This is a genomic window from Streptomyces sp. NPDC006430 (assembly GCF_040612395.1).
Lineage (GTDB): Bacteria > Actinomycetota > Actinomycetes > Streptomycetales > Streptomycetaceae > Streptomyces.
The window spans coordinates 164,053-189,887 of the sequence record NZ_JBEXQA010000002.1; the positions used below are offsets into that span (position 1 = coordinate 164,053).

Below are 25,835 nucleotides of genomic sequence, written 5' to 3' on the forward strand. Positions count from 1 at the left end.
CCCCTCACCAGGGCTCCCCGCCATCCGCCTTTCCGGGGCCAGGATGCCGGAAAACCCCCGAGCGTCCGGCCCGGGGCGGGGCTAGTGTTCCCGATCATGACCCTCCCCATCACCAAGCTGTCCGTGCCCCCGACCGACCCCGAGGTGGACGCCTGGGTCGCGGTGGTGACCGCGGCGCACGCCGCCGACCTGCCCGGTACCCCCGCACCCACGCGGGTGAGGATCGCCGGTCGGCTGCGCGTGCCGCCGCCCACCGGCCACTTCGCGCACTGGGCCACGGACGGGGGCGTGGCGAGCCTGCTGCTGTTCACGGACGCCGGCAATGCGCACACCGCCTCGCTGGACCGTCTGGAGGTACGTCCGGACGCGCGACGGCAGGGGGTGGGCACGGCCCTGTGGCACCGGGTCCGCGAGGAACTGCTGGCCGAGGGCCGCACCTCGGTCTCCGCGACGGTCGACCTCGGCGGCCCCGGGCAGGCGTTCGCCGAATCGCTGGGCTTCGAGAACGTGCTGCCGCTCGGCTGGTACGTCCACGACGTGACGGCGGGCCCGGCGACGGCGGAGCCCGAACTCCCGCAGGGTTACGAACTGGTGTGCTGGGAGGGGCTGGTCCCCGACGCGTGGGTGGCCGCCGCCGCCGTCGCCCACGGGGCGATGGAGGACGCGCCGACCGGGGATCTGGACGAGGCGGCCCCGGCCTGGACCCCGCAGCGCCTGCACGCCGTGCAGCAGTTGGTCCTGGACCGGGGCGGCCGGATGTTGATGGTCGCGGCGGTGACCGCAGCCGGGGAGGTCGCCGCGTACACCTCCCTGATCCTGCCGGATCCGAGCGCCCCGCGCGCGCTCCAGTACGACACGGTGGTCGTCCCGGCCCATCGCGGCTGCGGCCTCGGCCGCGCGGTCAAACTCCGCATGGTGACGGAGGGCACCGCCCGCTTCCCCGCCCTCCGCGAGATCAGCACGTCCGTGGCGGACGAGAACACCCCGATGCGGACGGTGAACGCCGCCCTTGGCTACCGCCACGAACGCGATGCGGGCATCTTCCAGCTCAAGCTGTAGCCGTACTGACGGGCGCCGTAGCGTCGAGCGCCCGTACCGGCGGGGGGCGGGATCCCGTCGGGCGCTATCCCGTCCGGCGCCCGTACCGTCGGCGTCAGAGGTCGGCCCCCGCGGGCCTCACTGGCCCGAGGCAGGAACGTTGCGATCTCCGTCCGCTTCCTGCGGAGCCACGGGCGAAGGGGCCGACCAGGATGCCAGGAGACGCAGGGCGTCCGCCGACGGGGAGCCCGCAGCGGCGTGGAACGTCACCAGGAACTGCGCCGAGTCGTCCGGGAGGGCCAAGGTCTCGAAGGCCAGGTGCAGTTCACCCACCAGCGGGTGCCGCAGCCGCTTCACGCCGTGCGTCTTGTTGTCCGCCACCGTGTGCGCCGCCCACAGCCGCCGGAACTCCTCGTTCTTCACCGACAGCTCACCGACCAGCGCGGACAACTGCTCGTCCTCCGGATGCCGGCCCGCGTACATGCGCAGGTTGCTCACCACCTCGCACGCCCGGCACTCCCAGTCCATGTACAGCTCGACCGTCGCCGGGTCCAGGAACACCAGCCGTACGAGATTGCGCTCCTGCGGCGGAAGCGCCCCGAAATCGCCGAAGACCGCGGCCCCCAGCCGGTTCCAGCCGATCACGTCCTGACGCCGACCCACCAGGTACGCCGGTACGCCGTCCATCGCGTCCAACAGGGTCCGCAGCTCCGGACGGACCTGCTCCGCCCGGTGGTTGCGGTTGCGCTGCCTGCGGGGCCGGGGACTGGCCAGATGGTTCAGGTGTTCCGTCTCCGTGCCATCCAGGCGCAGCGCACGGGCGATCGCGTCCAACACTTCCGCTGAAACGTTTTGCCCGTGCCCTTGCTCCAGCCGCGTGTAGTACGCCACCGAGACCCCCGCCAGCTGCGCCAGTTCCTCGCGACGCAGCCCCGGCACGCGGCGGTGGCGCCCGTAGTCCGGCAGGCCCACGTCCTCGGGGCGCAGTCGCGCGCGGCGGGTGCGGAGGAACTCGCCCAGTTCGGCTCGCTGATCAAGCTGGTCCATACCGTCAGTATCGCCGTGCGGCCCGTGCGAAGGGTGCCTGTGCCTGACCCCGCCAGGGGTAGGACCGCCAGTCGTAGGCGGGGCAGGGTGCTGGGTAGCCGACGGACGGTCCGGCATCGTGAGTCGCACCGCAGGAACTTCAGCGTTCGAGGAGCACTCCCCATGTCCGTCACCCAGGTCGCCGCCTACGCCGCCCCCACCGCCAAGGCCCCGCTGGAGCGCACCACCGTCCCGCGCCGCCCCGTCGGCGAGCAGGACGTCCTCATCGAGATCAAGTACGCCGGCATCTGCCACTCCGACATCCACCAAGTCCGCGACGGCTGGGGCGAGGGCATCTACCCCATGGTTCCGGGCCATGAGATCGCCGGCGTCGTCACCGAGGTCGGTCCGGGCGTCACGAAGTTCGCCGTCGGCGACCACGTGGGCGTCGGCTGCTTCGTCGACTCCTGCCGGTCGTGCGCGTACTGCCTGCGCGGCCAGGAGCAGTACTGCGTCGGGGGCATGACCGGAACGTACAACTCCCTCGACAAGAACGGCGAGCCCACATACGGCGGTTACTCCACGCACGTCGTCGTCGACGAGAACTACACCGTCCGCATACCCGACGGCATCGCCCTCGACGTCGCCGCCCCGCTGCTGTGCGCCGGCATCACGCTCTACTCCCCGCTCAAGCACTGGCAGGCGGGCCCCGGCAAGAAGGTCGCCGTCGTCGGTCTCGGCGGCCTCGGCCACATGGGCGTCAAGATCGCACACGCGCTGGGCGCCGAGGTCACCGTGCTCTCGCAGAGCCTGCGCAAGCAGGAGGACGGCCTGCGGCTGGGTGCCTCGCACTACTACGCCACCAGCGACGAGACCACCTTCGACGAGCTGGCCGGCAGCTTCGACCTGATCATCTCGACCGTCTCGGCCCCGCTCCGCCTCGACGCGTACCTCGGCCTGCTGAAGGTCGACGGCGCACTGGTGAACGTCGGCGCCCCGGAGGAGCCCGTCGAGCTGAACCTGTTCTCCGTCATCGGCGGCCGCAAGACCCTCGCCGGTTCGATGATCGGCGGGATCGCCGAGACGCAGGAGATGCTGGACTTCTGCGCCGAGCACGGGCTGGGCTCGGAGATCGAGCTGATCCGCGCCGACCAGATCAACGAGGCGTACGAGCGGGTGCTCGCGAGCGACGTCCGATACCGCTTCGTCATAGACGCCTCGACGATCTGACCGTCCGCCACACGGCGCGGCCCGCCCCGCCCCGACCGGGCCGGCCGCGCCAACACGACCACCCGCGTCCGTACGCCTAACCGTCGGCCTTGACCACACCGATGGGACAGGACACGCCCGTGCCGCCGATGCCGCAGTAGCCGGCTGGATTCTTGTCGAGGTATTGCTGGTGGTAGGGCTCCGCCGGACAGAAGGGGCGGTCCGTCGCCGGGAGGATCGCCGTCGTGATGTCGCCGTAGCCCGAGGCCGCCAGGACCTGCTGGTAGGCGGCACGGGAGGCTTCGGCCTCCGCCTGGTGGGCGGGGGAGTGGGTGTAGACCGCCGAGCGGTACTGGGTGCCGACGTCATTGCCCTGGCGGAAGCCCTGGGTGGGGTCGTGGGACTCCCAGAAGAGCTTCAGGAGCGTCCCGTACGAGACCAGCGCGGGGTCGAAGACCACACGGACGACCTCGGTGTGGCCGGTCAGGCCCGAGCAGACCTCCTCGTACGTCGGGTTCTCGGTGAAGCCGCCCTGGTAGCCGGCCAGGGTGGTCCACACCCCCGGGGTCTGCCAGAACTTGCGCTCCGCGCCCCAGAAGCAGCCCAGGCCGAAGTCGGCCACCTCCAGGCCGGCCGGGTAGGGGCCGGCGAGCGGGTTGCCGAGCACCGTGTGGCGGTCCGGGAGAGAGAACTGAGGGGTCGCGCGGCCCTGGAGGGCCTCCTCGCGGGTGGGGAGCTCGGGCGTGCGGCGGTACGAGAACATGGATTCCCTCCTAGTGGTCTTCCTTTAACGGGGATCGGGGGGCCGGGATTCCTCCCCGGCCCCCCGATCCCGCGCGTCGTACGCCCGCCCGGTGCCGCCCGGGTCCGGTGCCGCTCGGTGCCGCTCAGTGCGGCAGCGTCGCCGGCGAGCCGCCGTTCGCCTCGTAGCCCGCCACCGCCAGCGCGCGGTACACGGCGTACTGCAGTGCCGGCTCGGGCGCCGCCGACCACGGCAGGGCGCCCACGTAGCCGTCCACGTGGCGGATCTGCTCCATCGCCTCCGCCCAGCGCTCCATCGGCACCAGGAACGCCAGCAGCAGGTGCCGTACGTGCGCCAGCATCGGGTCGTCCGGGCGCGCGGTGTGCACCGCGTACAGGGCGCCCTCTACCGCCCGGGTCACCACCGCGCTCTGCCAGACGTTCGTCAGGACGACCTCCGGGAGGTGCTCGTACACCGCGAACAGGGGCAGCGCCGCCAGCAGTGAACCCTGCGGGGCCCGGGCCGCCGCCGCGTGCGCGAAGGCGTCCGCCTTCCCCCGGGAGCCGTGCCACTTCTCGCACCAGTAGTGCAGCGCCGCCAGGTGCGCGCCCATGTGCGCGGGCGCGATGTCGATGACCTTCGCCCAGAGCTGGTCGAAGTCCGCCTCCGAGTAGCCCAGCGCCCGCGCGATCGCCAGTTCCGTGATGTAGGGGACGGGGTCGCCCGGCGCCAGCAGCGTCGCCTTGCGGCACGCCTCCCGCGCCTCCTCCAGGATGATCCGGTGGTCATCGGAGCCCACGCCGCCCGAGTGCCGCCACGCCTGCTGCACCAGCAGCTCCGCGTGCACCTGCGCTCCGCCCGCGTCCTTCTCCGCCTCCAGCCGCCACGCTTTCAGCCACTGCGCGCCCACCCCGGGCTCCGCGACGAGCTCCAGCGCCGCGGCCCCGCCGAAGGCCTGGACCCGCTGCCACCGCAGCTCGCCCTCCTTCGGGGTTCCGGCCAGCAGCTGGGACGCGGCCTGCCACCGGCCGCTGCGCTGCACGGCCTCCAGGGCGTCCATCAGGTCCCCGTCGGCGCCCGGGACCCGGACGTCCAGGTCCTCCTGGCGGGCGAAACCGTAGTTCTCGGGGTCGGCCGCGTCGGGGCTGCCCGGTGCGACCAGGCGGATGCGGATGCGCCTGCGCCGTATGTACGGACTCAAGGCGGCCATGAGCAGGCCCATCGCGATCAGGAACCACAGAATCTCCATGGCCCCAAGCGAACCAGACGCACCCGCGCGAAGGCCAATGCCGCATCAGCGGGTGTGTAGTGGCGCGCTGGCGGACGGGGCTTAGGCTCTGCCCATGAGCGACGAAAGCCATGAGCACCAGAGCTTCGAGACCCGCGCGATCCACGCGGGCAACACGGCGGACCCGCTGACCGGCGCGGTCGTGCCCCCTATCTACCAGGTGTCCACGTACAAGCAGGACGGCGTCGGCGGACTGCGCGGCGGTTACGAGTACAGCCGCAGCGCGAACCCGACCCGCACCGCGCTGGAGGAGAACCTCGCGGCGCTGGAGGGCGGCCGGCGCGGCCTCGCCTTCGCGTCCGGGCTCGCCGCCGAGGACTGCTTGCTGCGGACGCTGCTCTCCCCCGGCGACCACGTGGTCATCCCGAACGACGCCTATGGCGGCACCTTCCGGCTCTTCGCGAAGGTCGTCTCCCGTTGGGGCGTGGAATGGTCGGTGGCCGACACCTCCGACGCGGAGTCCGTGCGGGCCGCGCTCACCCCGAAGACGAAGGTCATCTGGGTCGAGACGCCCTCCAACCCGCTGCTCGGCATCACCGACATCGCCGTGGTCGCCGACATCGCGCGCACGGCCGGCGCCAAGCTGGTCGTGGACAACACCTTCGCCTCGCCCTACCTGCAGCAGCCCCTGGCCCTCGGTGCGGACGTGGTCGTGCACTCGCTGACCAAGTACATGGGCGGCCACTCCGACGTGGTAGGCGGCGCGCTGGTCACCGCCGATCCGGCGCTCGGCGAGGAACTGGCCTTCCACCAGAACGCGATGGGTGCCGTGGCCGGCCCCTTCGACTCCTGGATCGTGCTGCGCGGCATCAAGACCCTGGCCGTCCGCATGGACCGGCACGCGGAGAACGCCGCGAAGGTCGTCGAGATGCTGACCCGCCACCCCAAGGTCCACAAGGTCCTCTACCCGGGCCTGGCCGAGCACCCGGGGCACGAGGTCGCCGCCAAGCAGATGCGCAACTTCGGCGGCATGGTGTCCTTCCAGGTCGTCGGCGGCGAGCAGGCGGCGGTCGAGGTCTGCAACCGTGCCGAGCTGTTCACGCTGGGCGAGTCCCTGGGCGGCGTCGAGTCCCTCATCGAGCACCCGGGCCGCATGACCCACGCCTCGGTGGCCGGCTCCGCGCTGGAAGTCCCGGCGGACCTGGTCCGCCTGTCCGTCGGCATCGAGAACGTCGACGACCTGCTGGCCGACCTGACCCGCGCCCTGGGCTAGACCCGGGCCGGGCCCGGTACGAGGACGCCGCCGTGCGGTGGCTACCAGCCCTCCAGGGGCGGGGAGACACCGCTCGGCGGAACCTCCCACGGGTGGGTCAGCAGGGCCCACACCGTGAAGGCGACCACCGCCGCGCACAGCAGCGTCCAGCCGGCCCGGCGCAGTGCCCGCCGGCGTCGCATCAGCCGGTCCCCGCGGGCCGCGGCGCTCGCCGCCAGCCAGGCCGGAACCACCGGGTGTGGGCCCTCCAGCAGCTGTCTGACCCGGTCCTCCTTGCGGTCGGGGGCGCTCATGCGGCCTCCTGGGAGCGCACCGCGGCCACGGCCCGGGTGCACAGCGCCCGCACCCGTTCGACCGGTAGTCCCAACTGTGCGGCCGTGACCTCCTCGGCGACGCCCTCGTACACGCGCAGGACCAGTACGAGCCGTTCCGGCGGGCCGAGCTGCGCGAGGATTCCCGTACCGCCGTGGTGGCGCCAGCCCGTGCGGGCGAAGGCGGCGCAGAGTTCCTGGCGGGTGCGGTCGTACGGGTCGTCGCCGCGCAGTCTGCGCCAGTTCGCGTACGTGCGGGCCAGTGCGCCGGCGAGCAGCCGGCGGGCGGCGACGGGTTCGGATTCCGGCTCGGCCGTCAGCAGCACCGCGACGTGCAGGAGTCGCCCCGCCGCGCCCGCGACGAAGGCTTCGAACTCCGCGTAGGCGTCCGGCCGGTGGTCGTCCACAGGCCACATAGTGCGGGCAGCAGGGCCGCCCGGGTCAAGGGGTCGGACGGTCTCGGCTCGCGCCCGGTTTCAGGAAGCGGGGCCGGCTTCGGCGATGGCGCCCATCAGCTCCGACAGCGAGCCGTTGAAGCGGGTCAGCAGTCCGGTGAAGGACTCGCGCTCGTCCTCGCTCCAGTCCTCGGTCACGCGGGCCATCAGCTCGCGCCGCGAGGAGCGGACCTCTTCGAGCCGGGCCAGCCCGCGCGGGGAGAGGGCGAGGACCACGGCCCGGCCGTCCTCCGGGTGCGAGGTGCGCTTGACCAGACCGCCGTCGACGAGCGGTGCGACCTGGCGGGTGACGGTGGAGGAGTCGATTCCCATGCCGCCGGCGAGCGCCTTGACGCCCATCGGGCCTTCGAGATCGAGCCGGTTGAGCAGCAGGTACGCGGCGCGGTCCATCGAGTTGCGGGCTTGGCCGACCCCGCCCAGGCGGGTCTGCTCGGCGCGGCGGGCGAAGACGGCCACCTGATGCTGGAGCGCGTCGAGGAGACCGGCTTCGGCGGACGCCTCGGCCGCCGTGGGCAGGTCGGAATTGGCCGGGGTGGAGGGCATGGCCGTGAGCTCTCTTCGCGTGGGTCCGACAAGGATGGGGGACAGAGTACGCGGCCGTGCGGCGGCTCGTACGCCTCGTACGAGAACTGGTGACGGGCGGTGGGGAGCCGGCTTCCGTGCCCGTTCCGGGTGGCGGGATCTCGCCCCTGTTCGGAGCTGCGTCGGCCCGTCTGCCGAGCCGTCCGAGGGCCCTCGTGATGGCATATGCCCAATTCGGAATATCCGATTCCATATGTTTGCGCCGTGATCTGCGGGGGCTGCGAGACTGGCGGCATGAACTACCGCGTGCCCACGCCCGTCCCCCAGGTCATCCTCGACGACGTCCGGGGGGCCCAGAAGATGCTCTCCGGCGTCGCCCGGGTCACGCCGATGGAGGGCAGCCGGCACCTCTCCTCGCTCACCGGCTCCCCGGTCCACTTCAAGTGCGAGAACCTCCAGCGCACCGGCTCCTTCAAGCTGCGGGGAGCGTACGTGCGCATCGCGGGCCTGCGCCCCGAGCAGCGGGCCGCGGGGGTGGTCGCGGCGAGCGCCGGCAACCACGCCCAGGGCGTGGCCCTGGCCTCCTCCCTCCTCGGGGTCCACTCGACGGTTTTCATGCCGGTCGGGGCGCCGCTGCCGAAGGTGGCGGCAACGCAGGAGTACGGCGCCGAGGTGCGGATGCACGGACAGGTCGTCGACGAGACGCTGGCGGCGGCCCAGGAGTACGCGGACCGCACCGGCGCGGTGTTCATCCACCCCTTCGACCACCGCGACATCATCGCCGGCCAGGGCACCGTGGGCCTGGAGATCCTGGAGCAGTGCCCCGAGGTGCGGACGATCCTCGTCGGCATCGGCGGGGGCGGTCTCGCGGCGGGCACCGCGGTCGCGGTGAAGGCGCTGCGGCCGGACGTCAAGGTGATCGGGGTCCAGGCGGAGGGTGCAGCCGCCTACCCGCCCTCACTGAGGGCCGGCCACCCCCTGTCGATCGACCACCCCCACACGATGGCGGACGGCATCAAGGTCGGCCGCCCCGGGGACGTCCCCTTCCGCATCATCGCCGAACTCGTCGACGACGTGCGCACGGTATCGGAGGACGCCCTCTCCAGCGCCCTGCTGCTCTGCCTGGAGCGGGCCAAGCTGGTGGTCGAACCCGCCGGCTGCAGCCCGGTCGCCGCCCTGCTGAGCGAGCCCGAACGCTACGGCGGCGGCCCGGTGGTGGCCGTCCTGTCCGGCGGGAACGTCGATCCGCTGCTGCTCCAGCGGATCCTGCGGCACGGCATGGCGGCGGCCGGCCGCTACCTGTCGCTGCGGCTGCGCGTGGCCGACCGGCCGGGTGCGCTGGCCGGGCTCCTGGGGGTGTTGTCCGTGGTGGACGCGAACGTGTTGGACGTGAGCCACGTACGGACCGACCCGCGGCTGGGGCTGACCGAGGTGGAGGTCGAGCTGCACCTGGAGACGAAGGGGCCGGAGCACTGCGCCGAGGTTGCCGGGGCGCTGCACGGCGCCGGGTACAAGGTCATGGGCTAGCCCCGGGGTGCTGTGACCGGAACGGTTCCCCAGCCCGCCCTTCCGGCCACAGTGCTGGGTCCGGCCGCGTCCCGGCCGCGCTTCCCGCCCGTCTCGCCCGTCCTGTCCTGGCGTGTCCCGTCCTGTCCCGTCCAATGGCTGACAAGTAGGTGCGGAATCCGGTCAGGTGTGTGAGACTCCCCGCCACGTTCAGTATGGGGTTGGAGTCTCACGGTGCACATACGCGTCAGACCGCAAGCAGCGGCCGTCATCGCTCTGGCCGCGTCGGCGGCCCTGGCCCTGGTGGGCTGCACGGCCGCCGGCGACACCGGCGCCGGACAGGTAAATGCCTCTTCCGCGGCCGGCGGCAAGAACGCCCCGGCCGCACCGTCGGCGAAGCCCACCGCCAAGACCGCGTCCGCGCCGATCGGCCGGGACGTGGTGGACGAGGAGGTCAAAGCGGCGCTCCGGTCGGCCGGTCTCGACCCGGTGAAGGGGAAGACCACCGCCGAGGCGAACGGGAAGAAGAACGCGAGCCTGGTCGACTGGACCGCGATCGTCACCACCCAGCAGGCGGAGTGGGCCCTGCCCAGGATCGGGGCGCAGCTGGAGCACCTCGGCTGGCGGCCGGACCCGGTCGCCGCCGGAACCCTGAGCTACGACAAGACCGACTGGGTCCTGCTGGTGGGCACCGTGAAGCAGGCCGAGGGGGTCACGCTGCGCTCGACCGAGAGCCTGCTCACCGTGAACGTCACCTACCTCGGCGCCGGCTGAGCAGAGCGGGGAGCCCGAGCGCGGCCGTCCGGTGGGCTGCCGCGCCAAGGCGCGGCGCGCGCGATGCCCCGGCCGGGCCTGTCAGATCCGAGGCTCGTGACGGCCGGGCCCGTGACAGGCCTGCGACGCAGGGCCTGCGATGGCCGGGCCCGTGACCGCTGGGCCTGTGACGGCCGGCCTGCGATGGCCGGGCCCGTGACCGCCGGGCCTTCCACCTCGCCGACGCCGCCGACCGCACCGCGAAGACGTACTCCGGCGGCATGCGCAGGCGCCTGGACCTCGCGGCCGCGCTCGTCGTCCCTGCTGTTCACCACCCAGTACCTGGAGGAGGCCGACCACCTCGCGCACGCCATCTGCGTGGTGGACCACGGCAAGGTCATCGCCCGCGGCACCTCCGACGAGCTCAAGGCCCGGACGGGCGGCGAGCGCGTCCTGGCCGTGGTCGCCCTGCTCGTCGGCTGGCGCACCCACACGAGCGTCGGCGAGGTGCTGGCCGGCGTTCGCCCTGCTGCTCCTGCTCGGGTACGCCTTCTCCTGGATCGGGGCCCTGATCGGTCTGTCCGTGCGCACCCCGGAGGCGGCGACTTCGGGCGGGCTGATCTGGCTCTTCCCGTTGACGTTCATCTCGATCGCCTTCGTCCCTTCCGACAACATGCCGCCGTTCCTGCAGCACATCGCGGAATGGAACCCCTTCAGCGCCACCGTCCAGGCGGCCCGGGAGCTCTTCGGCAATCTGCCGCCGGGGTACGAAGCCCCCGCAGCCTGGCCGATGCAGCACCCGGTGCTCGCGTCCGTCCTGTGGTCCCTATTGATCATCGTGGCCTTCCGCACCCTGGCGGTCCGCAAGTACCGCTCGGCGACCGCGTAGGCCCGTGGGCACGCAAGAGCCCCCGCCGGATCAGCCGGCGAGGGCTCTCGCGTGTCCTGGGGTGATCAGCCGGTGAACGGCTTGACGTCGAGGATCTTGACCGTGGCCTTCTTGCCGTTCGGCAGCTCGTACTCGGCGTCCTCGCCGATCTTCTTGCCCATCACGCCGGTGCCCAGCGGGGACTGCGGGGAGTAGGTCTCGAAGTCCGAGGACGCGTATTCGCGCGAGGCGAGCAGGAAGGACATCGTGTCGTCCTCGTCGCCGTCGAAGGCGATGGTGACGACCGTGCCGGGCGCGACCTCGCCGTCGGAGGCGGGGGCGGTGCCGACCTTGGCGTTTTCCAGGAGCTGGGTCAGCTGGCGGACGCGGAGCTCCTGCTTGCCCTGCTCCTCCTTGGCCGCGTGGTAACCGCCGTTCTCACGCAGGTCGCCCTCCTCGCGGGCGGCTGCGATTTTGGTGGCGATCTCCGTGCGTGCGGGACCAGAGAGGTAGTCCAGCTCTGCCTTCAGCTGGTCGTACGCCGCCTGGGTCAGCCAGGTGACGCTCTCGCTCGTCTGGGTCACGGGTGCTCCTCGTCGGTACAGGGGACTACAAAGCCGCCAGCGGCGGGCGAAACCACGAGCCTAACAATTCGGGAAGAAAAGGGGGAGGACACCATGTGTATGAAGTGTGTCATCGGGCCGGTGAGCAGGGAAGAGCTCACCCTGCCGCGGGAGCCGCGCCGGTCGCGCCGCCGGTCGCCGCCTGGCAGCCCACCAGTTCGATCACCGCGGCGCGGCGGGTGGTCTTGAGCGAGACGACCTCGTCCACCCGCGTGTCCTGCTGCCCGAAGGTGAAGTCCGCGCGGCCCACCTCGCCGTGCCCCTCGTCCTGGGACCTCAGGGTGCACACCCCGGTCACCGAGGCGTCCTTGCGCACCTCCAGGTGCACCTTCACCTCGGTGTCGGACACCACCTGGAACTTGATCACCTCGGCGCTGACGGTCTGGCCGCCGACGTAGTCCCAGCCGATCCAGCCGACCACGGCCAGCAGGCCGACGCCCAGCACCGAGCCGACGATCTTGAGCTTCCGGTCCGCGCGCTCGTCCGCCGACCGGCCGTAGCGGCCCTCGGGCAGCCCCTCGCGCACCGTGCTCATCGATCGTTCCCTTCTCAGCCACGCAGGATGGTTCCGCCCATCGATGCGGACACCGTAACCGCAGGATCCCACGGCTTACGGGCCGGGGAGGAGGCCGGGGCGAAAAGCCGGAGCGGAACGCGGGGAGGAGGACGGAGGGAGGACGGAGGGAGGACGGGGCGGATTTCGGCTTCCCGCCGGGGCCCACCGGCGACCGATGCCGCCGTCGGGGCGGAACCGGCGGCTCCGCCGGAAGTGCCGCACACGAGCGCGAACCGGGGAATCCCCTGCGGGATTTGATTGCTGAGGGGAGGAGTCACTATAGAAGGCGTCCGCCCCGTAGAAGGCGCCCACCGCTCGCCGCGAACACACCAGAGGATCCTGTCTTGACCGAGCAGCTTCGACTGATGGCCGTCCATGCCCACCCCGACGACGAGTCGAGCAAAGGGGCGGCCACCATGGCCAAGTACGTGTCCGAGGGGGTGCCCGTGCTGGTGGTGACCTGCACCGGCGGCGAGCGCGGCTCGATCCTCAACCCCAAGCTCCAGGGTGACAAGTACATCGAGGAGAACATCCACGAGGTCCGCGCCAAGGAGATGGACGAGGCGCGCGAGATCCTCGGCATCCAGCAGGAATGGCTGGGTTACGTCGACTCCGGGCTCCCCGAGGGCGACCCGCTGCCCCCGCTCCCCGAGGGCTGCTTCGCCCTGGAGGACGTGGACGAGGCGGCCGGCCGCCTCGTGAAGAAGATCCGCGCGTTCCGGCCGCAGGTGATCACCACGTACGACGAGAACGGCGGCTACCCGCACCCCGACCACATCATGACCCACAAGATCTCGATGGTGGCCTTCGAGGGCGCGGCCGACACCGAGAAGTACCCGGAGGCCGAGTTCGGCCCGGCGTACCAGCCGCAGAAGCTCTACTACAACCAGGGCTTCAACAAGCCGCGCACCATCGCCCTGCACGAGGCACTGCTCTCGCGCGGCATGGAGTCCCCCTACGGAGAGTGGCTGGAGCGCTGGAAGGAGTTCGAGCGCACCGAGCGGACGCTGACCACCCACGTGCCGTGCGCCGAGTTCTTCGAGATCCGTGACAAGGCGCTCATCGCGCACGCCACGCAGATCGATCCGGACGGCGGCTGGTTCCGCGTGCCGATGGAGATCCAGAAGGAGGTCTGGCCCACGGAGGAGTACGAGCTCGCGAAGTCGCTCGTGGACACTTCCCTCCCCGAGTCCGACCTCTTCGAGGGCATCCGGGAGAATGCGTAGCTATGAGCGCTACGCAGGCAGCACTGAACGAGCTCCTTCCGCTGGCCGGTGACACCTTCGACAAGAACAAGGTGACCCCCGGAATCCTGGGCTTCATCGTGTTCGCGGCCCTCGCCCTGGGGGTGTGGGGCCTGATGAAGTCGATGAGCCGGCACATGGGCCGGGTCGACTTCCAGGAAGCCCCGGACCCGGCTGCGGCTGCCCCGTCGGCGGACCGGGCCCCGTAGGGGCCCCGCGCGACGCGCCGCCCACCCGTGGTCCATCGGGTGGGGCGGCGAGCGCGCACGCCCGCGTCCGGCGCTGCCCGGGCGGTCAGGCGGACGGCGCTGCCGGCGGCATCGGTACCCCCATGATCTCCCGCGAGTGCAGGTTGGGGACCAGGGCCAGGCGCCACGCCTGCCAGCCCTCCGCCGGGTCCACCCCGCGGCCCAGCACCACCGCGTAGGTGTCGAGGCCGTCCTCCAGGCGCCCGTCACGCATCGGGTGCGGGGCCGCCGTCAGCCGCGCCAGTTCCGCCAGGGCCTCGTCCGTGCCCGCGCCCGGGAGCGCGTACGGCAGCAGCGTGCAGCGTAGGAAGCGGGCCCAGTCCTCCCCGCGCCGGTCCCCGTACGAGATGAACAGCCGGGCCGCCTCCTCGCACAGGCCGAGCGCCTGCGACACCCTGCCGTTGCCCGCGTCCACGACCGCCAGCTCCAGGCAGGTCCACGCCTCGCCGTGCGCCAGCCCGATCCGGCGGAAGTCCGCCCGCGCGTCCACCAGTAGCTGCCGGGCGAAGCCGGAGTTCTTCAGGTTCCCCGTCCGCGCCGCCCGCTGGTCCCGCGTGACCCGGCCCGAATGGTGCCGGGCGTGCGCCAGCCCGTACACGTCCCGCATCCGCGAGAACATCGTGCGGGCCCGCTCCAGCTCCCGCACCGCCTGATCGCGCTCGCCGCCCTCCTCCAGCGCCTGCCCCAGGTAGTACAGCGTCCACGCCTCGCCGCGCGCGTCCTCCTGCTCGCGGTGCCGGGCCAGCGCCTCGCGCAGCTGCTCAACCGCCGGCCCCGGGTCCCCGTCCACCACCCGGGCCCGGCCCAGCTGGGTCAGCGCCCAGGCCTCACCCCGTTCGTCGCGCGTACGCCCGTACAGATCGAGGGCGAGCCGCAGCTCCTCCTCCGCCCGCGGGACCTCGCCCAGCCGCAGGTACACCTGCCCCAGCTGGAAGTGGGCCCACGCCTCACCGTGCACGCTCTCGCTCTCCCGGTGCAGAGCCAGCGACTGCTCCAGCAGCTGCATCGCCTCCGCCAGGTGCGCCCGGTCCCGCTCCACCGCCGCCAGGGCGTGCAAACCCCACGCCCGGTCGCCCGCCAGTTTGTCCGGCTCCTGGAGCACCAGCGCCTCGCGGATCCGCGCCGCGGCCTCCGGTAGTTGTCCCTGGTGGTGCAGGGTGATGCCGAGCGAGATCAGCGCCATGCCCGCGCCCGCGTCCTGCTGCGCCTCCCTGTACTGGTCGACCACCGAGGTCAGCGTCGTACGGGCCTTGTCCAGCTCACCGAGCTGGCGGGCCGCGATGCCCGTACGCCACTGGACCGACCGCACCAGCGGCCCCTGGCCGTGCCGCCCGTGCTCCCCCTGCCGAGCGGCCTCCACCGCCAGCGTCAGTTCGTTGATCTCGCCGAGCCGGTACAGGTCCCCGCGCAGCAGGCAGAAGTCGCACAGGGCGCCCAGCAGGTCCAGCACCGCCTGCTGGTCCACGCCGTCCGAGTGCCGCAGCGCGGCCGTGATGAAGCTCGACTCGTCGTCCAACCAGCGCAGTGCCGCGTCCAGCGAGGCGAAGCCGTGCCCGCCGAAGTGGTTCGCCCGGGTCGACATCTGCCCGTCGACCATCCGGATCACCGAGTCCGCGAGCTGTGCGTAGTTGCGGATGAGCCGTTCGTGGGCCGCCGAGGCCTCCGCCCGGTCCTCGTCCGCCGCGAGCCGGGCCGCCGCGTACGAGCGCACCGCGTCGTGCATCCGGAACCGCTCCCCGCGCACGTGGTCCAGCAGGCCTGCCCGGGCCAGCTCGCGCAGCATCCGCCCCGCCCCCACCGGGTCCGCGTCGATCAGCGCCGCCGCGGCCGACGGGCCGAGCGAGGCGCGGCCGGCCAGCGTGAGCCGCCGCAGCAGCCGGCGCCGTTCCTCGGGCAGGCGGAGGTAGGCGAGGTCGAGGGCGTCCTCCAGCGTGCCGGTACTTCCGGGGCCGTCGGCGCCCCCGGGGGCGAGCGTGCCGTCCGGGGCAACGGGCCCGACCGGGTCGTCGGTGCCGGTGCCGGTGCCGGTGCCCAGCGGGGCCAGCACCCGGAGGGCCAGCGGCAGCCCGCCGCCGAGGGCGAGCAGCCCCCGCAGGGCCTCCTCCTCGTACGGCGCCCGGCCCGCGGCGTCCGCCCCGGCGCGCACCAGCTCCGCGCCCTCCGCCTCCGCCAGCCGTGCCACCGGCAACTGGTGCACCCACGCCGCCAGGTCCGGCAGCTCCAGCGGCTCCCGCGCCGTGACCAGTACCAGGCTCTCCGACCGCTCCGGCACCAGCGTCCGGACCTGCGCCGCATCCACCGCGTCGTCCAGCAGCACCGTCACCGGCAGACCTTGCAGGTGCTGGTGGTACAGCTCGCCGAGGCGCCGTACCTGCTGCTCCGCCGAGGACCCCTCGCGGAACAGCAGCTGCTCGCGGGGCGCGCCGAGCCGGTTCAGCAGGTGCAGCAGCGCCTCCCGGGTCGGCAGCGGCGCCTCCCCGCTGAGGGAGCCGCCCCGCAGGTCCACCACGCACGCCCCGCGGAACTGGTCGCGCAGCGCGTCCGCGGCCCGCAGGGCCAGGGCCGTGCGGCCCACTCCCGACTCACCGTGCAGCACCACGACCACCGGGCGGGTCTCCGTACTGGCCCGCGCCGCCTGTACCCACTGGGCGATCCGGGTCAGCTCCGCCCGCCGGCCCGTGAACACAGCTCCGGACTGGGGGAGTTGACCGAACGACTGCTCCAGCACGCTACGCCGGCGGGCTTCCGCGCTGCGATCGGTCCCGCGCAGTTGGGGGGCGGCGGGCCGGGCGGTCTGCCGGGGCGTCCGCGCCGCGGCGGCGACCGCGCGCTGCTGCTCCAGGAACGGCCGGATCCCGCGGACCTCCAGCGCCGACAGCCACTGCAGCTTCAGCTGCTCCGGCCCACCGGGGCGCCCGCGCACCCCGGCCCGACGGTTCGCGGCGGGCAGGTGCAGGGCGGTCACCTTGGCGACCGTGGCCGCCGCCCCGGCGATGCCGGTGACGGCCCCGGCGGTCAACGCCGTGCCCGTCGCCACGCCGAGCGACAGGTCGGCCCCGATGGCCGCAGCCGTGGCAACCGCCGTCACGAGCAGGGCCGTCGAGGTGTTTCCGCGCCGGAAGGCCTCGCCGAAGGTCTCGTCCCCGGCCGTCGTCTCGTCCAGGGCCCGTACGTACGCCGCGTACTCCTCGGAGGCACTCGCCGCGAGCGCGTCCAGCGCTTCGAGGCCGCGCGCCAGCAGCGCCGCCCGGTCGACCGGTGAGCCCGTTCCGCCGGCCCGCTCGGCCTCCTCGTCCACGGCCCGCTCCAACAGCCGTTCGGCCTCACCGCGATGGCTGTCCCGCATCGGCATCCCCCTCAAGAGAGCTCCGGCAACGTGCCCCAAGTGTCCGCCGGGACTGCCGCGAGCGCGAGGGAATCTGAGCTAGATCAGAGGGAGTTGGGTCATCTTCGGTCGCCCACATGCATATATGTACGTTCTAGGCTGGAGGGATGAGTCGACGGCGGGGGATCGCAGTGCTGACCGGGATGATGCTGCTGGCGGTCGGCGGATGTGATGAACCGCCTCCACCCGCACGGGGGTTCGTGGTGCGCTACGAGGACGCGGTTGCCGCCGACGCCCCGCACGCCCGCTTCCTGCGCGAACGGAAGCTGCCGGAACGGACGGCCGACGCCCTCAACGCCTACCTCGCCCTCCCGTACGAGGTCACCGTTCTCGCCCGGTCCTGCGCCGGGGAGGGCTCCGGCTACGACGCCCGGTCCCGGCGGATCGAGCTCTGCTACGACGACCTGGCACAGGAGCGGGACCTGTTCGAACGGGCCGGCCGCCGCCCGGCGGACGAGGAGGTCGCCGCCGTCGCGGTCGAGACGCTCTACCACGAGGCCGGTCACGCCCTCGTCGACGCACTCGACCTGCCGGTGGGCACGGAACGCGCCGAGGAGGACGCCGCCGACCGGTTCGCCGCGCTGATGCTGCTGCGCGAGGGCCCGGAGGGCGAGCGCAGGCTCCGCACCGCCGCCGAAGAGTACGAGCTCACGGCCGCCGACCCCGCCGACCCCGCGGACCCCGCCGACCCCGCCGACCCCGCCGACCCCGCCGACCCCGCGGACCCCGCCGACCCCGACCGTGACGAGCACGCCCCGCCCGCCGCCCGGGCCGCCGCCCACCTGTGCCTCCTGCACGGCGCCGCCCCCGACCGCCACCCCGACCTGGCCGCCCGTACCCGGGGCTGCGCCCCCACCTGGCCCGAGGTCCGCGACGCATGGGTCCGCGACCTGGCGCCGTTGCTCAAGTGACGCCCCGGTGGTGCTCAGCATGGAGGCCGGCTGGAACGAGGCCGGGCCGGTACGCCCGGCCCGGCTTCCGAGATGACCTGGCGCAGCTGCCGATCGAGGTCGCCGATGAGTAGGAACGGCCGGGCCGTGGCACCGTACTCGGCGGCCACGGCCGCGAGGGTGATGATTCCGGCGATCTGCTTCGTCTGGTCCCTCACCAGGAGCAAGCGCTCGGACCAGGAGTCGTACTGTTCCGCGCTGATCTGCGAATGCATCCACGCGGGCGCCACCATCTCGGCGGTCATGGCGTACCTCCTTGGAGGAGCCTCGGTAGGTCCGGCGCTGCTGCGCCCGCCCTGCTGTTCCGAGGTGCCGGGTCGCCCGACTCGGAGCGGATGGACTCGGCCACCACGTGATGGCTCACAAGCGCGATTCAGCCAAGCGGGGTGGGCTCGTGAGGGTTTCGTCGGTCGAGCCAGCCGTTGTGAGAGGCTGGGGCGTATGAACCGGTTGGCTGGTGTGACCTCGCCTTATCTGCTTCAGCACGCTGACAATCCGGTCGACTGGTGGCCGTGGGGGCCCGAGGCGTTCGAGGAAGCGAAACGGCGCGATGTACCCGTTCTGCTGTCGGTGGGTTACTCTGCGTGTCATTGGTGCCATGTCATGGCGCACGAGTCCTTCGAGGACGAGGCGGCAGCCGCGTACATGAACGAGCACTTCGTGTCCGTCAAGGTGGACCGCGAGGAGCGGCCCGACGTGGACGCCGTCTACATGGAGGCGGTGCAGGCCGCCACGGGACAGGGCGGCTGGCCCATGTCCGTCTTCATGACGCCGGACGGGGAGCCGTTCTACTTCGGCACGTACTTCCCGCCGGAGCCCCGCCATGGGATGCCGTCCTTCCGGCAGGTACTCGAAGGCGTCCACAGCGCGTGGACGAGTCGACGCGACGAGGTGGGCGAAGTCGCCGCGAAGATCACCAGGGACCTTGCCGAGCGGGAGCTGAGCATCGCATCCGCAGGGGTGCCCACCGAGGAGACTCAGGCCCTGGCGCTCCTCCAGCTGACCCGGGACATCGACCCCGCGAGCGGCTGGTTCTCGGGAGACACCAAGTTCCCGTCGTCGATGGTGGTCGAGTTCCTGTTGCGCCGCCACGCGCGTGCCGGTTCCGTGGCGGCGCTGGAGATGGCAGAGGGGCTGTGCGACGCGATGGCTCGTTCGAGCCTGTACGACCAGGTGGGAGGCGGCTTCCACCGGTACGTACTCACGCCGAGGAGTGGTGGACCTTTGGTACCTCACTTCGAGAAGATGCTCTACGACAACGCCCTGCTGTGCCGGGTGTACGCGCACCTGTGGCGGGCCACCGGCTCGGACCTTGCGCGGCGCGTCGCGCTGGAGAGCGCCGACTTCATGGTCCGCGAGCTGCGCACCACCGAGGGCGGCTTCGCCTCCGCGCTCGATGCCGACAGTGAGGACCCGCTGACCGGCGAGCACGTGGAGGGGGCGTACTACGCGTGGACGCCCGCACAGTTGGTCGAGGTGCTCGGCGAGGACGACGGGGCCCTGGCCACCGCGTACTTCGGGGTGACGCAGGAGGGGACCTTCGAGCACGGCACGTCGGTGCTCCAGCTGCCGCAGGACGGGCCCGTCGTGGACGCCGAGAAGATCGCCGACGTCCGGCGGAGGCTGCTCGCCGCCCGCGCCGAGCGGCCAGCGCCCGGCCGCGACGACAAGATCGTCGCCGCCTGGAACGGCCTGGCGATCGCCGCGCTCGCCGAGTGCGGGGCGTACTTCGACCGGCCCGACCTGGTCGAGCGGGCCACCGAGGCCGCGGACCTGCTGGTCCGCGTACACATGGACGGCCGGGCGCGGCTGGCCAGGACCAGCAAGGACGGGCACGTCGGGGCGAATGTCGGGGTGCTGGAGGACTACGGCGACGTGGCCGAGGGCTTCCTCGCGCTGGCGGCCGTGACCGGCGAGGGGGTGTGGCTGGAGTTCGCCGGGTTCCTCGTCGATCTGGTCCTGGACCAGTTCACGGCCGAGGACGGGTCCCTCTACGACACCGCGCACGACGCCGAGCAGCTCATCCGCCGGCCCCAGGACCCGACCGACACCGCCACCCCCTCCGGCTGGACGGCCGCCGCCGGCGCGCTGCTCTCGTACGCCGCGCACACCGGGTCGCAGGCGCACCGTACGGCGGCCGAGCGGGCGCTCGGGGTGGTGCACGCGCTGGGTCCGCGTGCCCCGCGCTTCATCGGGCACGGCCTCGCGGTCGCCGAGGCGCTGCTCGACGGACCCCGCGAGGTGGCGGTGGTGGGCCGTGCGGAGGATCCGGCGCGGGCCGAGCTGCACCGGACGGCGTTGTTGGGGACGGCCCCCGGGGCCGTCGTGGCGGTCGGTCTGCCGCGGGCGGCCGACGGCAGCGGAGGCGAGTTCCCCCTCCTGGCCGATCGCACACTTGTACGCGACCGTTCCGCGGCGTACGTGTGTCGTCATTTCGTCTGCGCGCGACCTACGACAGAACCGGTCGAGTTGGCGGCACAGCTGGGCACGGTTCGCCCCTGAACCTGGCGGAGTGCCGTCAATTCGGTTCCCCTGCGGCCAGTTCGGAAACGTGGTTCTTATCTGCGCAGTGCCTGAGTTTCACCTGCACTGCCTAATCTCGTGTCTTCGGAAGTCACTGGGGACGGTCAACAGTTGCGTCCCGACGAGGTTCCCGGTGCAGGTGAAGGAGACGACGGAGGCCCGCTGCGACTGGCTGGCCTCCCACCAGTACCCGCAGCGCATGAAGGTCAACGGAAGCGACCCGCTGCGCCTCGACCCTGACGGCGACGGCCGCGCCTGCTAGCCGGCTCCCTCCGGCCGCGGGGTCGCGGGGTCGCAGTGGCCCTGCGACCCCCTCGCGTCACGCGTGCTGGTAGGCGGCGAGCGAGATGCCGACGTAGTGGGCCACGAAGGCGGCCAGCGTCAGCGAGTGGAAGACCTCGTGGAAGCCGAAGAAGCGCGGCGAGGGGTTCGGGCGCTTCATGCCGTAGATGACGCCGCCCACGCTGTAGAGCAGGCCGCCGACGATCACCAGGACCAGGACGGCGATGCCGCCGGTGCGCAGGAAGTCGGGGAGGAAGAAGACCGCCGCCCAGCCCATCGCTATGTAGCACGGGGTGTAGAGCCAGCGCGGTGCGCCGACCCAGAAGACGCGGAAGGCGATCCCGGCCGCGGCGGCGATCCAGACGGCCCACAGGAGCGTCCGTCCGGTGGAGGGCGGGAGGAGTAGCACGGTGAGCGGGGTATATGTCCCTGCGATGATCAGGAAAATGTTGGCGTGGTCGAGACGCCGCAGGATGGCCTCGCCCCGGGGGCCCCAGGTGCCGCGGTGGTACACCGCGCTGACGCCGAACAGCAGGCAGGCCGTGAGGACGTACACCCCGCACGCGACCCGGGCCCGGGTCGACTCGGTGAAGGTCATCAGTGCCAGGCCCGCGACGACCACGGCGGGGAACATCCCGGTGTGCAGCCAGCCGCGCATCAGCGGCTTGGCTTCCGGTGCCGGGAGTGCCACCGGCTCGGTGGTGGCGGAGGCCTCGTCCGGCACGGCGGGGGCGTCAGAAGTCATGGCTGCCATGCTACCTACGGGTCCGTAGGTTTCCGTTAGTGCGCTTTACGGAAGATTGACGGGAGTGGCGATGCTCACGTGAGAGGCCCTCTGGACATATGCGCACATCCACCGGATGATCAGATGAGTGCGGTCGGCACCGGATGAGCGGAGCGCGAAGTCGTCCGGGTCGCAGCCCCCACGGGGCATACACCAAACACACCCCTCAACAAGGAGCAATCGTGGCGCGCGACAACGCGGCTCCCACTTCCGTCCCGACGAACCACCAGGGCCTGATGGCCTGGGTGGAGGAGATCGCTGCCCTGACCGAGCCGGACCAGGTCGTCTGGTGCGACGGCACCGAGGCCGAGTACGAGCGCCTGTGCGAGGAGCTCGTCGCCAAGGGCACGTTCAAGAAGCTCGACGAGACCAAGCGCCCCAACTCGTACTACGCCGCCTCCGACCCGTCCGACGTCGCGCGCGTCGAGGACCGGACCTTCATCTGCTCCGAGAAGGAGGAGGACGCGGGCCCGACCAACCACTGGAAGGCCCCGGCGGAGATGAAGGAGATCTTCGCGGGAGAAAAGGGCATCTTCCGCGGCTCCATGAAGGGCCGCACGATGTACGTCGTCCCCTTCTGCATGGGACCCCTCGGCTCCGAGCTCTCCGCGATCGGCGTCGAGATCACCGACTCCGCGTACGTCGCGGTCGCCATGCGCACCATGACCCGCATGGGCAAGCCCGTCCTCGACGAGCTCGGCACCGACGGCTTCTTCGTCAAGGCCGTCCACACCCTCGGCGCTCCGCTCGCCGAGGGCCAGGCCGACGTGCCGTGGCCGTGCAACACCACCAAGTACATCTCGCACTTCCCGGAGACCCGCGAGATCTGGTCGTACGGTTCGGGCTACGGCGGCAACGCCCTGCTCGGCAAGAAGTGCTACGCCCTGCGCATCGCGTCCGTCATGGCCCGCGACGAGGGCTGGCTGGCCGAGCACATGCTGATCCTCAAGCTCACCCCGCCGCAGGGTGAGGCCCCCACGTACATTGCCGCCGCGTTCCCGTCCGCCTGTGGCAAGACCAACCTCGCCATGCTGGAGCCCACGATCCCCGGCTGGACGGTCGAGACCATCGGCGACGACATCGCCTGGATGCGCTTCGGCGCGGACGGTCGCCTCTACGCGATCAACCCGGAGGCCGGCTTCTTCGGCGTCGCCCCCGGCACCGGCGAGCACACCAACGCCAACGCCATGAAGACGATGTACGCGAACACCGTCTTCACCAACGTCGCGCTCACCGACGACGGCAACGTCTGGTGGGAGGGCATGACGGAGGAGACTCCCGCCCACCTCATCGACTGGAAGGGCAACGACTGGACCCCGGAGTCCGAGACCCCGGCGGCCCACCCCAACGCCCGCTTCGCCGTTCCGGCCTCGCAGTGCCCGACGATCGCCCCGGAGTGGGAGGACCCCAAGGGCGTCCCGATCTCCGCGATCCTCTTCGGTGGCCGCCGCGCCTCCGCAGTACCGCTGGTGACCGAGTCCTTCGACTGGAACCACGGCGTTTTCATCGGCTCGAACATCGCCTCCGAGAAGACCGCCGCCGCCGAGGGCAAAGTCGGCGAGCTGCGCCGCGACCCCTTCGCCATGCTGCCGTTCTGCGGCTACAACATGGGCGACTACATGGCCCACTGGATCAAGGTCGGCGCGAGCGCCGATGCCGCGAAGCTCCCGAAGATCTACTACGTGAACTGGTTCCGCAAGAACGACGCGGGCAAGTTCGTGTGGCCGGGCTTCGGCGAGAACAGCCGCGTCCTGAAGTGGATCGTCGAGCGCCTCGACGGCAAGGCCGAGGGCGTCGAGACCCCCATCGGCATCCTGCCGACCAAGGACTCCCTCGACACCGACGGCCTGGACATCCCGGCCGAGGACCTGGACGTCCTCCTCACCGTCGACAAGGAGGTCTGGCGCGAGGAGGCCGCCCTGGTCCCCGAGCACCTGAACACCTACGGCGACCACACTCCGAAGGAGCTGTGGGACCAGTACCACGCGCTCGTCGAGCGCCTGGGCTGACCGAGCCTGCCCGGACACCGGGCACATGATCGTGGGAGCCCCCGACCAAGCGGTTCCCACCGCAGCACCGGCCTTGTCCGTCAGGAGCGTCCGCGCTCCTCCAGATAGGTCGTGTGCGTCTGCTGACGGCGGGCCTCCGTTTCTCGGAGGTCCGCCGTCACGCGTTCCCCCTCCTCGTACAGCAGGGACAGCTGCCGCTCCAGATGACGTTCCGGCGATTCACCGCCCGGGGTGAGCCGGGTCCACCAGCGGGTCCGGTTGTACGTGTCCACGCACTCCGGCACGTCCTGTTCGATCGCCCGCGACAGTGCGTGCACCGCATCCGGTTCGGCGGCCAGGGCATCGGCCACCCACCCCGGCTCCAGCAGCGCCCCGTACAGCTCCATCAGCTTCGCGAGCCGGCCCTCGGCCGGAGCCGGCAGTTCCACCTCGGCCAGGTACTCCCGCAGCCGCCCGAACCGGTCGCGCACGACGTTCAGCTTCTCGGTGGGCCCACCCGGCCGGGGCGGGTCCGGCCGCTCCGGCGGGGCGATCAGCGCGCCCGCCCCGTACAGCCCGGCCACCACCAGCGGCCAGTACGTGCCCGCAGCCCCGGTGAGGGTCAGGCCCAGCCCGACGATCCCGCACACGCCTCCGGCCAGGTTCTTCCTCGACTCCAGGTAGCCGAGGAGCCCCGTGCCGGGCGTCCTACTGGTAGCCACGGATCTCCTCGAAGGCTCCGTCCAGCGAACCGTTTCCGGCGGTGGCGTCGAACAGTCGCCCGCCGGTCAGTTCGGTGATGCGGCCGAGCTCCTTGCGGTCCGAGTCCCCGAACAGCACTGCGAAGACGGGCGTGTGCCGCTGTGCGTCCGGCAGCCCGGCGTAGAAGGTTTCGAAGTCCTTCGCCTTGTCGCCGCTCTGCCCGTCCGTCATCAGCACGATCGAGGTGAACGCGTCCGCGGTGCCCTTCCCCAGGTGTTCGTACGCCGCCTTCAGGCTGCCGTACACGGCGGTTCCGCCCGCCGGCCGGAGCGATTTCACATCGCTCCGGATCGCCTCCAGCGCAGGCCCCGGATCGCCCGGCTCGACGACGTGCGTCAGCACCCCCTTCACCTTGTCGCCGAAGGGCAGCAGCGTCACCTCCTCGCGGTCCCGGAACCGCCGGCCGGTCCCCGAACTGCCCGTTCCCGTCAGCTCGGTGAGCGCCGCCCGCAGTCGGCCGATGCGGTCCTCCTCGGCCATCGAGCCCGAGGTGTCCAGCACGTACACCGTGCGCGAGGGCCGGCGCAGCTCGTTCTCGTACGAGGCGAGCAGGCCGTCGGCGACCGACCGGGTGCCCGGGAACGGCAGCTCCCGCCGCTTGTCCGCGTTCAGCCCGGCCGCCGGCGCCACCCCGGCCGCGACGGGCCGGCGGAAGGTCTTCTCCGTGATCGCCTTCTGCGCCTCGGCACCGCGCAGGTACTCCGTCAGGGCCCGCCCCGACTCGCGGGCCCCGGGAGGTGCCGAGGTCAGCAGGGTCAGCGGGTAGTGGGCGGTGAGCACCCCGTCGCGCGGCCGGACCACCGTCAGGTTCGTCTTCGCGTCCCGGTTCACGGACAGCAGCACCGACTCGTAGTTCACCAGCGCGTCCACGTCCCCGCGCTTGGCGTACGCGGTGGCCAGCCAGCCCGAGGAGCCCGAGGTCAGCTTCTGCCCGGCGAAGAACTCCTTCAGCTTGGGCCGGGCCGTCAGCACGTCCGCGTCGGTCAGCGCCGCCTGCGCCCCCGACAGCCCGGAGGCCACCGAGACCAGCGCCGAGAACCCCGAGTTGGAGCGCACCGGGTCCGTCATCCCGTACGTCAACTTCCCGGCGGCGACGGCCTCGTGCACCGCCGACCAGGTGACCTCCTCGGGCTTCCAGCCGAGCCGGGCCAGCGCGTCCGGCCGTACGCCGAGGGCGACGGGCGAGGACATCACCGGGGTCTCGCTGCTGAGCTTCCCGGTCGCCTCGGGGCGCAGCCGCAGGTAGTCGTTGGAGGACAGCCAGATCGCGTCGTACCTGCCGTCGGCCTTCCCGGAGGCGACCTGTTCGACCGCGTCCAGGGTGCCGGACCAGGTGAGCTCGACGCTGACCCCGGTGGCGGCCTTGGCGGCCTTCAGCACCGGTTCCATGTCGGCCAGTTCGCTGGAGGCCAGTACCCGCAGCCTGCCCGCCCGGTACGTCGACTCCGCAGGCCCCGCGGGCCCGTCCGAGGTGCAGGCCGTCGCCCCCGCCAGGGTGACGAGGGCGAGGCCGGCGAACAGTGCCCGCCGCAGACCCTGCGCGCCGGCGGCCCCGGCCC

23 protein-coding genes and 2 pseudogenes are annotated in these 25,835 nt (G+C 72.0%); 12 read left to right on the forward strand and 13 right to left on the reverse strand.

Annotated features, from left to right (window positions below; all coding sequences use genetic code 11):
• Positions 1-96: 96 nt before the first annotated feature.
• Positions 97-1,059, forward strand: a complete 963-nt coding sequence (locus ABZZ20_RS03830; RefSeq protein ID WP_356866406.1) for a GNAT family N-acetyltransferase — start codon at positions 97-99, stop codon at positions 1,057-1,059.
• Between the two features lie 117 nt (positions 1,060-1,176).
• Here the strand turns inward: ABZZ20_RS03830 and ABZZ20_RS03835 are convergent, their stop codons facing one another.
• Positions 1,177-2,085 carry a helix-turn-helix transcriptional regulator gene (locus tag ABZZ20_RS03835; RefSeq protein ID WP_356866407.1) on the reverse strand — a complete coding sequence of 303 codons (909 nt, stop codon included), beginning with the start codon at positions 2,083-2,085 and terminating at the stop codon, positions 1,177-1,179.
• 162 nt (positions 2,086-2,247) lie between these two features.
• On the opposite strand from ABZZ20_RS03835, the gene ABZZ20_RS03840 reads away from it, so the two are divergent.
• On the forward strand, positions 2,248-3,294 hold the full coding sequence (locus ABZZ20_RS03840; RefSeq protein ID WP_356866409.1) for an NAD(P)-dependent alcohol dehydrogenase: 1,047 nt from the start codon (positions 2,248-2,250) through the stop codon (positions 3,292-3,294).
• Between the two features lie 76 nt (positions 3,295-3,370).
• On the opposite strand, the gene msrA is transcribed toward ABZZ20_RS03840, so the two are convergent.
• Both msrA and ABZZ20_RS03850 read right to left on the reverse strand, forming a co-directional pair.
• On the reverse strand, positions 3,371-4,036 hold the full coding sequence (msrA, locus tag ABZZ20_RS03845; RefSeq protein WP_356866411.1) for a peptide-methionine (S)-S-oxide reductase MsrA: 666 nt from the start codon (positions 4,034-4,036) through the stop codon (positions 3,371-3,373).
• Positions 4,037-4,160: 124 nt separating this feature from the next.
• The gene (locus ABZZ20_RS03850; RefSeq protein ID WP_356866413.1) at positions 4,161-5,264 is read right to left on the reverse strand and encodes a hypothetical protein; all 1,104 of its coding nucleotides are present in this window, start codon (positions 5,262-5,264) and stop codon (positions 4,161-4,163) included.
• A gap of 94 nt (positions 5,265-5,358) precedes the next feature.
• Here ABZZ20_RS03850 and ABZZ20_RS03855 point away from each other — a divergent pair, with 94 nt between their 5' ends.
• Positions 5,359-6,516, forward strand: coding sequence for a cystathionine gamma-synthase (locus tag ABZZ20_RS03855; RefSeq protein ID WP_356866414.1), 1,158 nt, complete (start codon positions 5,359-5,361; stop codon positions 6,514-6,516).
• A 41-nt stretch (positions 6,517-6,557) separates the two neighbouring features.
• Here ABZZ20_RS03855 and ABZZ20_RS03860 read toward each other — a convergent pair whose 3' ends face one another.
• The 3 genes from ABZZ20_RS03860 to ABZZ20_RS03870 form a co-directional block, all read right to left on the reverse strand.
• Entirely contained in the window at positions 6,558-6,809 is a 252-nt protein-coding gene (locus tag ABZZ20_RS03860) for a hypothetical protein (RefSeq protein ID WP_356866416.1), read from the reverse strand.
• The gene (locus ABZZ20_RS03865) at positions 6,806-7,234 is read right to left on the reverse strand and encodes a sigma factor-like helix-turn-helix DNA-binding protein (RefSeq protein WP_356866418.1); all 429 of its coding nucleotides are present in this window, start codon (positions 7,232-7,234) and stop codon (positions 6,806-6,808) included. Before ABZZ20_RS03865 ends, ABZZ20_RS03860 begins: the two co-directional genes overlap by 4 nt.
• Positions 7,235-7,303: 69 nt before the next feature.
• A complete protein-coding gene (locus ABZZ20_RS03870; RefSeq protein ID WP_356866420.1) occupies positions 7,304-7,825 on the reverse strand; it encodes a MarR family transcriptional regulator in 522 nt (173 codons plus the stop codon).
• 273 nt (positions 7,826-8,098) lie between these two features.
• On the opposite strand from ABZZ20_RS03870, the gene ilvA reads away from it, so the two are divergent.
• The 3 genes and pseudogenes from ilvA to ABZZ20_RS03885 form a co-directional block, all read left to right on the forward strand.
• Positions 8,099-9,331 (forward strand): threonine ammonia-lyase, encoded by a 1,233-nt coding sequence (ilvA, locus tag ABZZ20_RS03875; RefSeq protein ID WP_356866422.1) that lies wholly within the window; start codon positions 8,099-8,101, stop codon positions 9,329-9,331.
• Positions 9,332-9,544: 213 nt separating this feature from the next.
• Positions 9,545-10,084 carry a hypothetical protein gene (locus ABZZ20_RS03880; RefSeq protein ID WP_356866424.1) on the forward strand — a complete coding sequence of 180 codons (540 nt, stop codon included), beginning with the start codon at positions 9,545-9,547 and terminating at the stop codon, positions 10,082-10,084.
• 209 nt (positions 10,085-10,293) lie between these two features.
• Positions 10,294-10,949 (forward strand): annotated as a pseudogene (locus ABZZ20_RS03885) (hypothetical protein); the annotation flags it as partial.
• 68 nt (positions 10,950-11,017) lie between these two features.
• On the opposite strand, the gene greA reads toward ABZZ20_RS03885, so the two are convergent.
• Positions 11,018-11,515 carry a transcription elongation factor GreA gene (gene greA / locus ABZZ20_RS03890; RefSeq protein ID WP_030155035.1) on the reverse strand — a complete coding sequence of 166 codons (498 nt, stop codon included), beginning with the start codon at positions 11,513-11,515 and terminating at the stop codon, positions 11,018-11,020.
• Positions 11,516-11,651: 136 nt separating this feature from the next.
• Positions 11,652-12,089, reverse strand: a complete 438-nt coding sequence (locus tag ABZZ20_RS03895) for a DUF4307 domain-containing protein (RefSeq protein ID WP_356866426.1) — start codon at positions 12,087-12,089, stop codon at positions 11,652-11,654.
• A gap of 365 nt (positions 12,090-12,454) precedes the next feature.
• Here ABZZ20_RS03895 and mca point away from each other — a divergent pair, with 365 nt between their 5' ends.
• Entirely contained in the window at positions 12,455-13,336 is an 882-nt protein-coding gene (mca, locus tag ABZZ20_RS03900) for a mycothiol conjugate amidase Mca (protein ID WP_356866428.1), read from the forward strand.
• Positions 13,337-13,338: 2 nt separating this feature from the next.
• Positions 13,339-13,563: a hypothetical protein gene (locus ABZZ20_RS03905; RefSeq protein ID WP_356866430.1), complete on the forward strand. Its 225-nt coding sequence runs from the start codon at positions 13,339-13,341 to the stop codon at positions 13,561-13,563.
• An 85-nt stretch (positions 13,564-13,648) separates the two neighbouring features.
• Here the strand turns inward: ABZZ20_RS03905 and ABZZ20_RS03910 are convergent, their stop codons facing one another.
• A complete protein-coding gene (locus ABZZ20_RS03910; RefSeq protein WP_356866432.1) occupies positions 13,649-16,948 on the reverse strand; it encodes a tetratricopeptide repeat protein in 3,300 nt (1,099 codons plus the stop codon).
• Positions 16,949-17,094: 146 nt separating this feature from the next.
• Here ABZZ20_RS03910 and ABZZ20_RS03915 point away from each other — a divergent pair, with 146 nt between their 5' ends.
• Positions 17,095-17,898: a DUF4344 domain-containing metallopeptidase gene (locus ABZZ20_RS03915; protein ID WP_356866433.1), complete on the forward strand. Its 804-nt coding sequence runs from the start codon at positions 17,095-17,097 to the stop codon at positions 17,896-17,898.
• Positions 17,899-18,107: 209 nt separating this feature from the next.
• Here the strand turns inward: ABZZ20_RS03915 and ABZZ20_RS03920 are convergent.
• Positions 18,108-18,182, reverse strand: a pseudogene (locus tag ABZZ20_RS03920) (Uma2 family endonuclease); the annotation flags it as partial.
• A 196-nt stretch (positions 18,183-18,378) separates the two neighbouring features.
• On the opposite strand from ABZZ20_RS03920, the gene ABZZ20_RS03925 reads away from it, so the two are divergent.
• Both ABZZ20_RS03925 and ABZZ20_RS03930 read left to right on the forward strand, forming a co-directional pair.
• Positions 18,379-20,439: a thioredoxin domain-containing protein gene (locus tag ABZZ20_RS03925; protein ID WP_356866435.1), complete on the forward strand. Its 2,061-nt coding sequence runs from the start codon at positions 18,379-18,381 to the stop codon at positions 20,437-20,439.
• A gap of 160 nt (positions 20,440-20,599) precedes the next feature.
• Positions 20,600-20,722, forward strand: a complete 123-nt coding sequence (locus ABZZ20_RS03930; RefSeq protein WP_356866437.1) for a hypothetical protein — start codon at positions 20,600-20,602, stop codon at positions 20,720-20,722.
• A gap of 57 nt (positions 20,723-20,779) precedes the next feature.
• On the opposite strand, the gene ABZZ20_RS03935 is transcribed toward ABZZ20_RS03930, so the two are convergent.
• Positions 20,780-21,400 carry a hemolysin III family protein gene (locus ABZZ20_RS03935; protein WP_356867197.1) on the reverse strand — a complete coding sequence of 207 codons (621 nt, stop codon included), beginning with the start codon at positions 21,398-21,400 and terminating at the stop codon, positions 20,780-20,782.
• Positions 21,401-21,708: 308 nt separating this feature from the next.
• On the opposite strand from ABZZ20_RS03935, the gene ABZZ20_RS03940 reads away from it, so the two are divergent.
• Positions 21,709-23,535: a phosphoenolpyruvate carboxykinase (GTP) gene (locus ABZZ20_RS03940; protein ID WP_356866439.1), complete on the forward strand. Its 1,827-nt coding sequence runs from the start codon at positions 21,709-21,711 to the stop codon at positions 23,533-23,535.
• 80 nt (positions 23,536-23,615) lie between these two features.
• On the opposite strand, the gene ABZZ20_RS03945 is transcribed toward ABZZ20_RS03940, so the two are convergent.
• Both ABZZ20_RS03945 and ABZZ20_RS03950 read right to left on the reverse strand, forming a co-directional pair.
• On the reverse strand, positions 23,616-24,236 hold the full coding sequence (locus ABZZ20_RS03945) for a hypothetical protein (RefSeq protein ID WP_356866441.1): 621 nt from the start codon (positions 24,234-24,236) through the stop codon (positions 23,616-23,618).
• Entirely contained in the window at positions 24,223-25,770 is a 1,548-nt protein-coding gene (locus tag ABZZ20_RS03950) for a VWA domain-containing protein (RefSeq protein WP_356867199.1), read from the reverse strand. Before ABZZ20_RS03950 ends, ABZZ20_RS03945 begins: the two co-directional genes overlap by 14 nt.
• Positions 25,771-25,835 lie beyond the last annotated feature (65 nt).

Bases quoted from the DNA above. Each gene is read 5' to 3' on its own strand.
- ABZZ20_RS03830 (WP_356866406.1), top strand. From the start codon at position 97: ATGACCCTCCCCATCACCAAGCTGTCCGTGCCCCCGACCGACCCCGAG.
- ABZZ20_RS03835 (WP_356866407.1), bottom strand. From the start codon at position 2,085: ATGGACCAGCTTGATCAGCGAGCCGAACTGGGCGAGTTCCTCCGCACC.
- ABZZ20_RS03840 (WP_356866409.1), top strand. From the start codon at position 2,248: ATGTCCGTCACCCAGGTCGCCGCCTACGCCGCCCCCACCGCCAAGGCC.
- msrA (WP_356866411.1), bottom strand. From the start codon at position 4,036: ATGTTCTCGTACCGCCGCACGCCCGAGCTCCCCACCCGCGAGGAGGCC.
- ABZZ20_RS03850 (WP_356866413.1), bottom strand. From the start codon at position 5,264: ATGGAGATTCTGTGGTTCCTGATCGCGATGGGCCTGCTCATGGCCGCC.
- ABZZ20_RS03855 (WP_356866414.1), top strand. From the start codon at position 5,359: ATGAGCGACGAAAGCCATGAGCACCAGAGCTTCGAGACCCGCGCGATC.
- ABZZ20_RS03860 (WP_356866416.1), bottom strand. From the start codon at position 6,809: ATGAGCGCCCCCGACCGCAAGGAGGACCGGGTCAGACAGCTGCTGGAG.
- ABZZ20_RS03870 (WP_356866420.1), bottom strand. From the start codon at position 7,825: ATGCCCTCCACCCCGGCCAATTCCGACCTGCCCACGGCGGCCGAGGCG.
- ilvA (WP_356866422.1), top strand. From the start codon at position 8,099: ATGAACTACCGCGTGCCCACGCCCGTCCCCCAGGTCATCCTCGACGAC.
- ABZZ20_RS03895 (WP_356866426.1), bottom strand. From the start codon at position 12,089: ATGAGCACGGTGCGCGAGGGGCTGCCCGAGGGCCGCTACGGCCGGTCG.
- ABZZ20_RS03905 (WP_356866430.1), top strand. From the start codon at position 13,339: ATGAGCGCTACGCAGGCAGCACTGAACGAGCTCCTTCCGCTGGCCGGT.
- ABZZ20_RS03910 (WP_356866432.1), bottom strand. From the start codon at position 16,948: ATGCGGGACAGCCATCGCGGTGAGGCCGAACGGCTGTTGGAGCGGGCC.
- ABZZ20_RS03915 (WP_356866433.1), top strand. From the start codon at position 17,095: ATGAGTCGACGGCGGGGGATCGCAGTGCTGACCGGGATGATGCTGCTG.
- ABZZ20_RS03925 (WP_356866435.1), top strand. From the start codon at position 18,379: ATGAACCGGTTGGCTGGTGTGACCTCGCCTTATCTGCTTCAGCACGCT.
- ABZZ20_RS03935 (WP_356867197.1), bottom strand. From the start codon at position 21,400: ATGCGCGGCTGGCTGCACACCGGGATGTTCCCCGCCGTGGTCGTCGCG.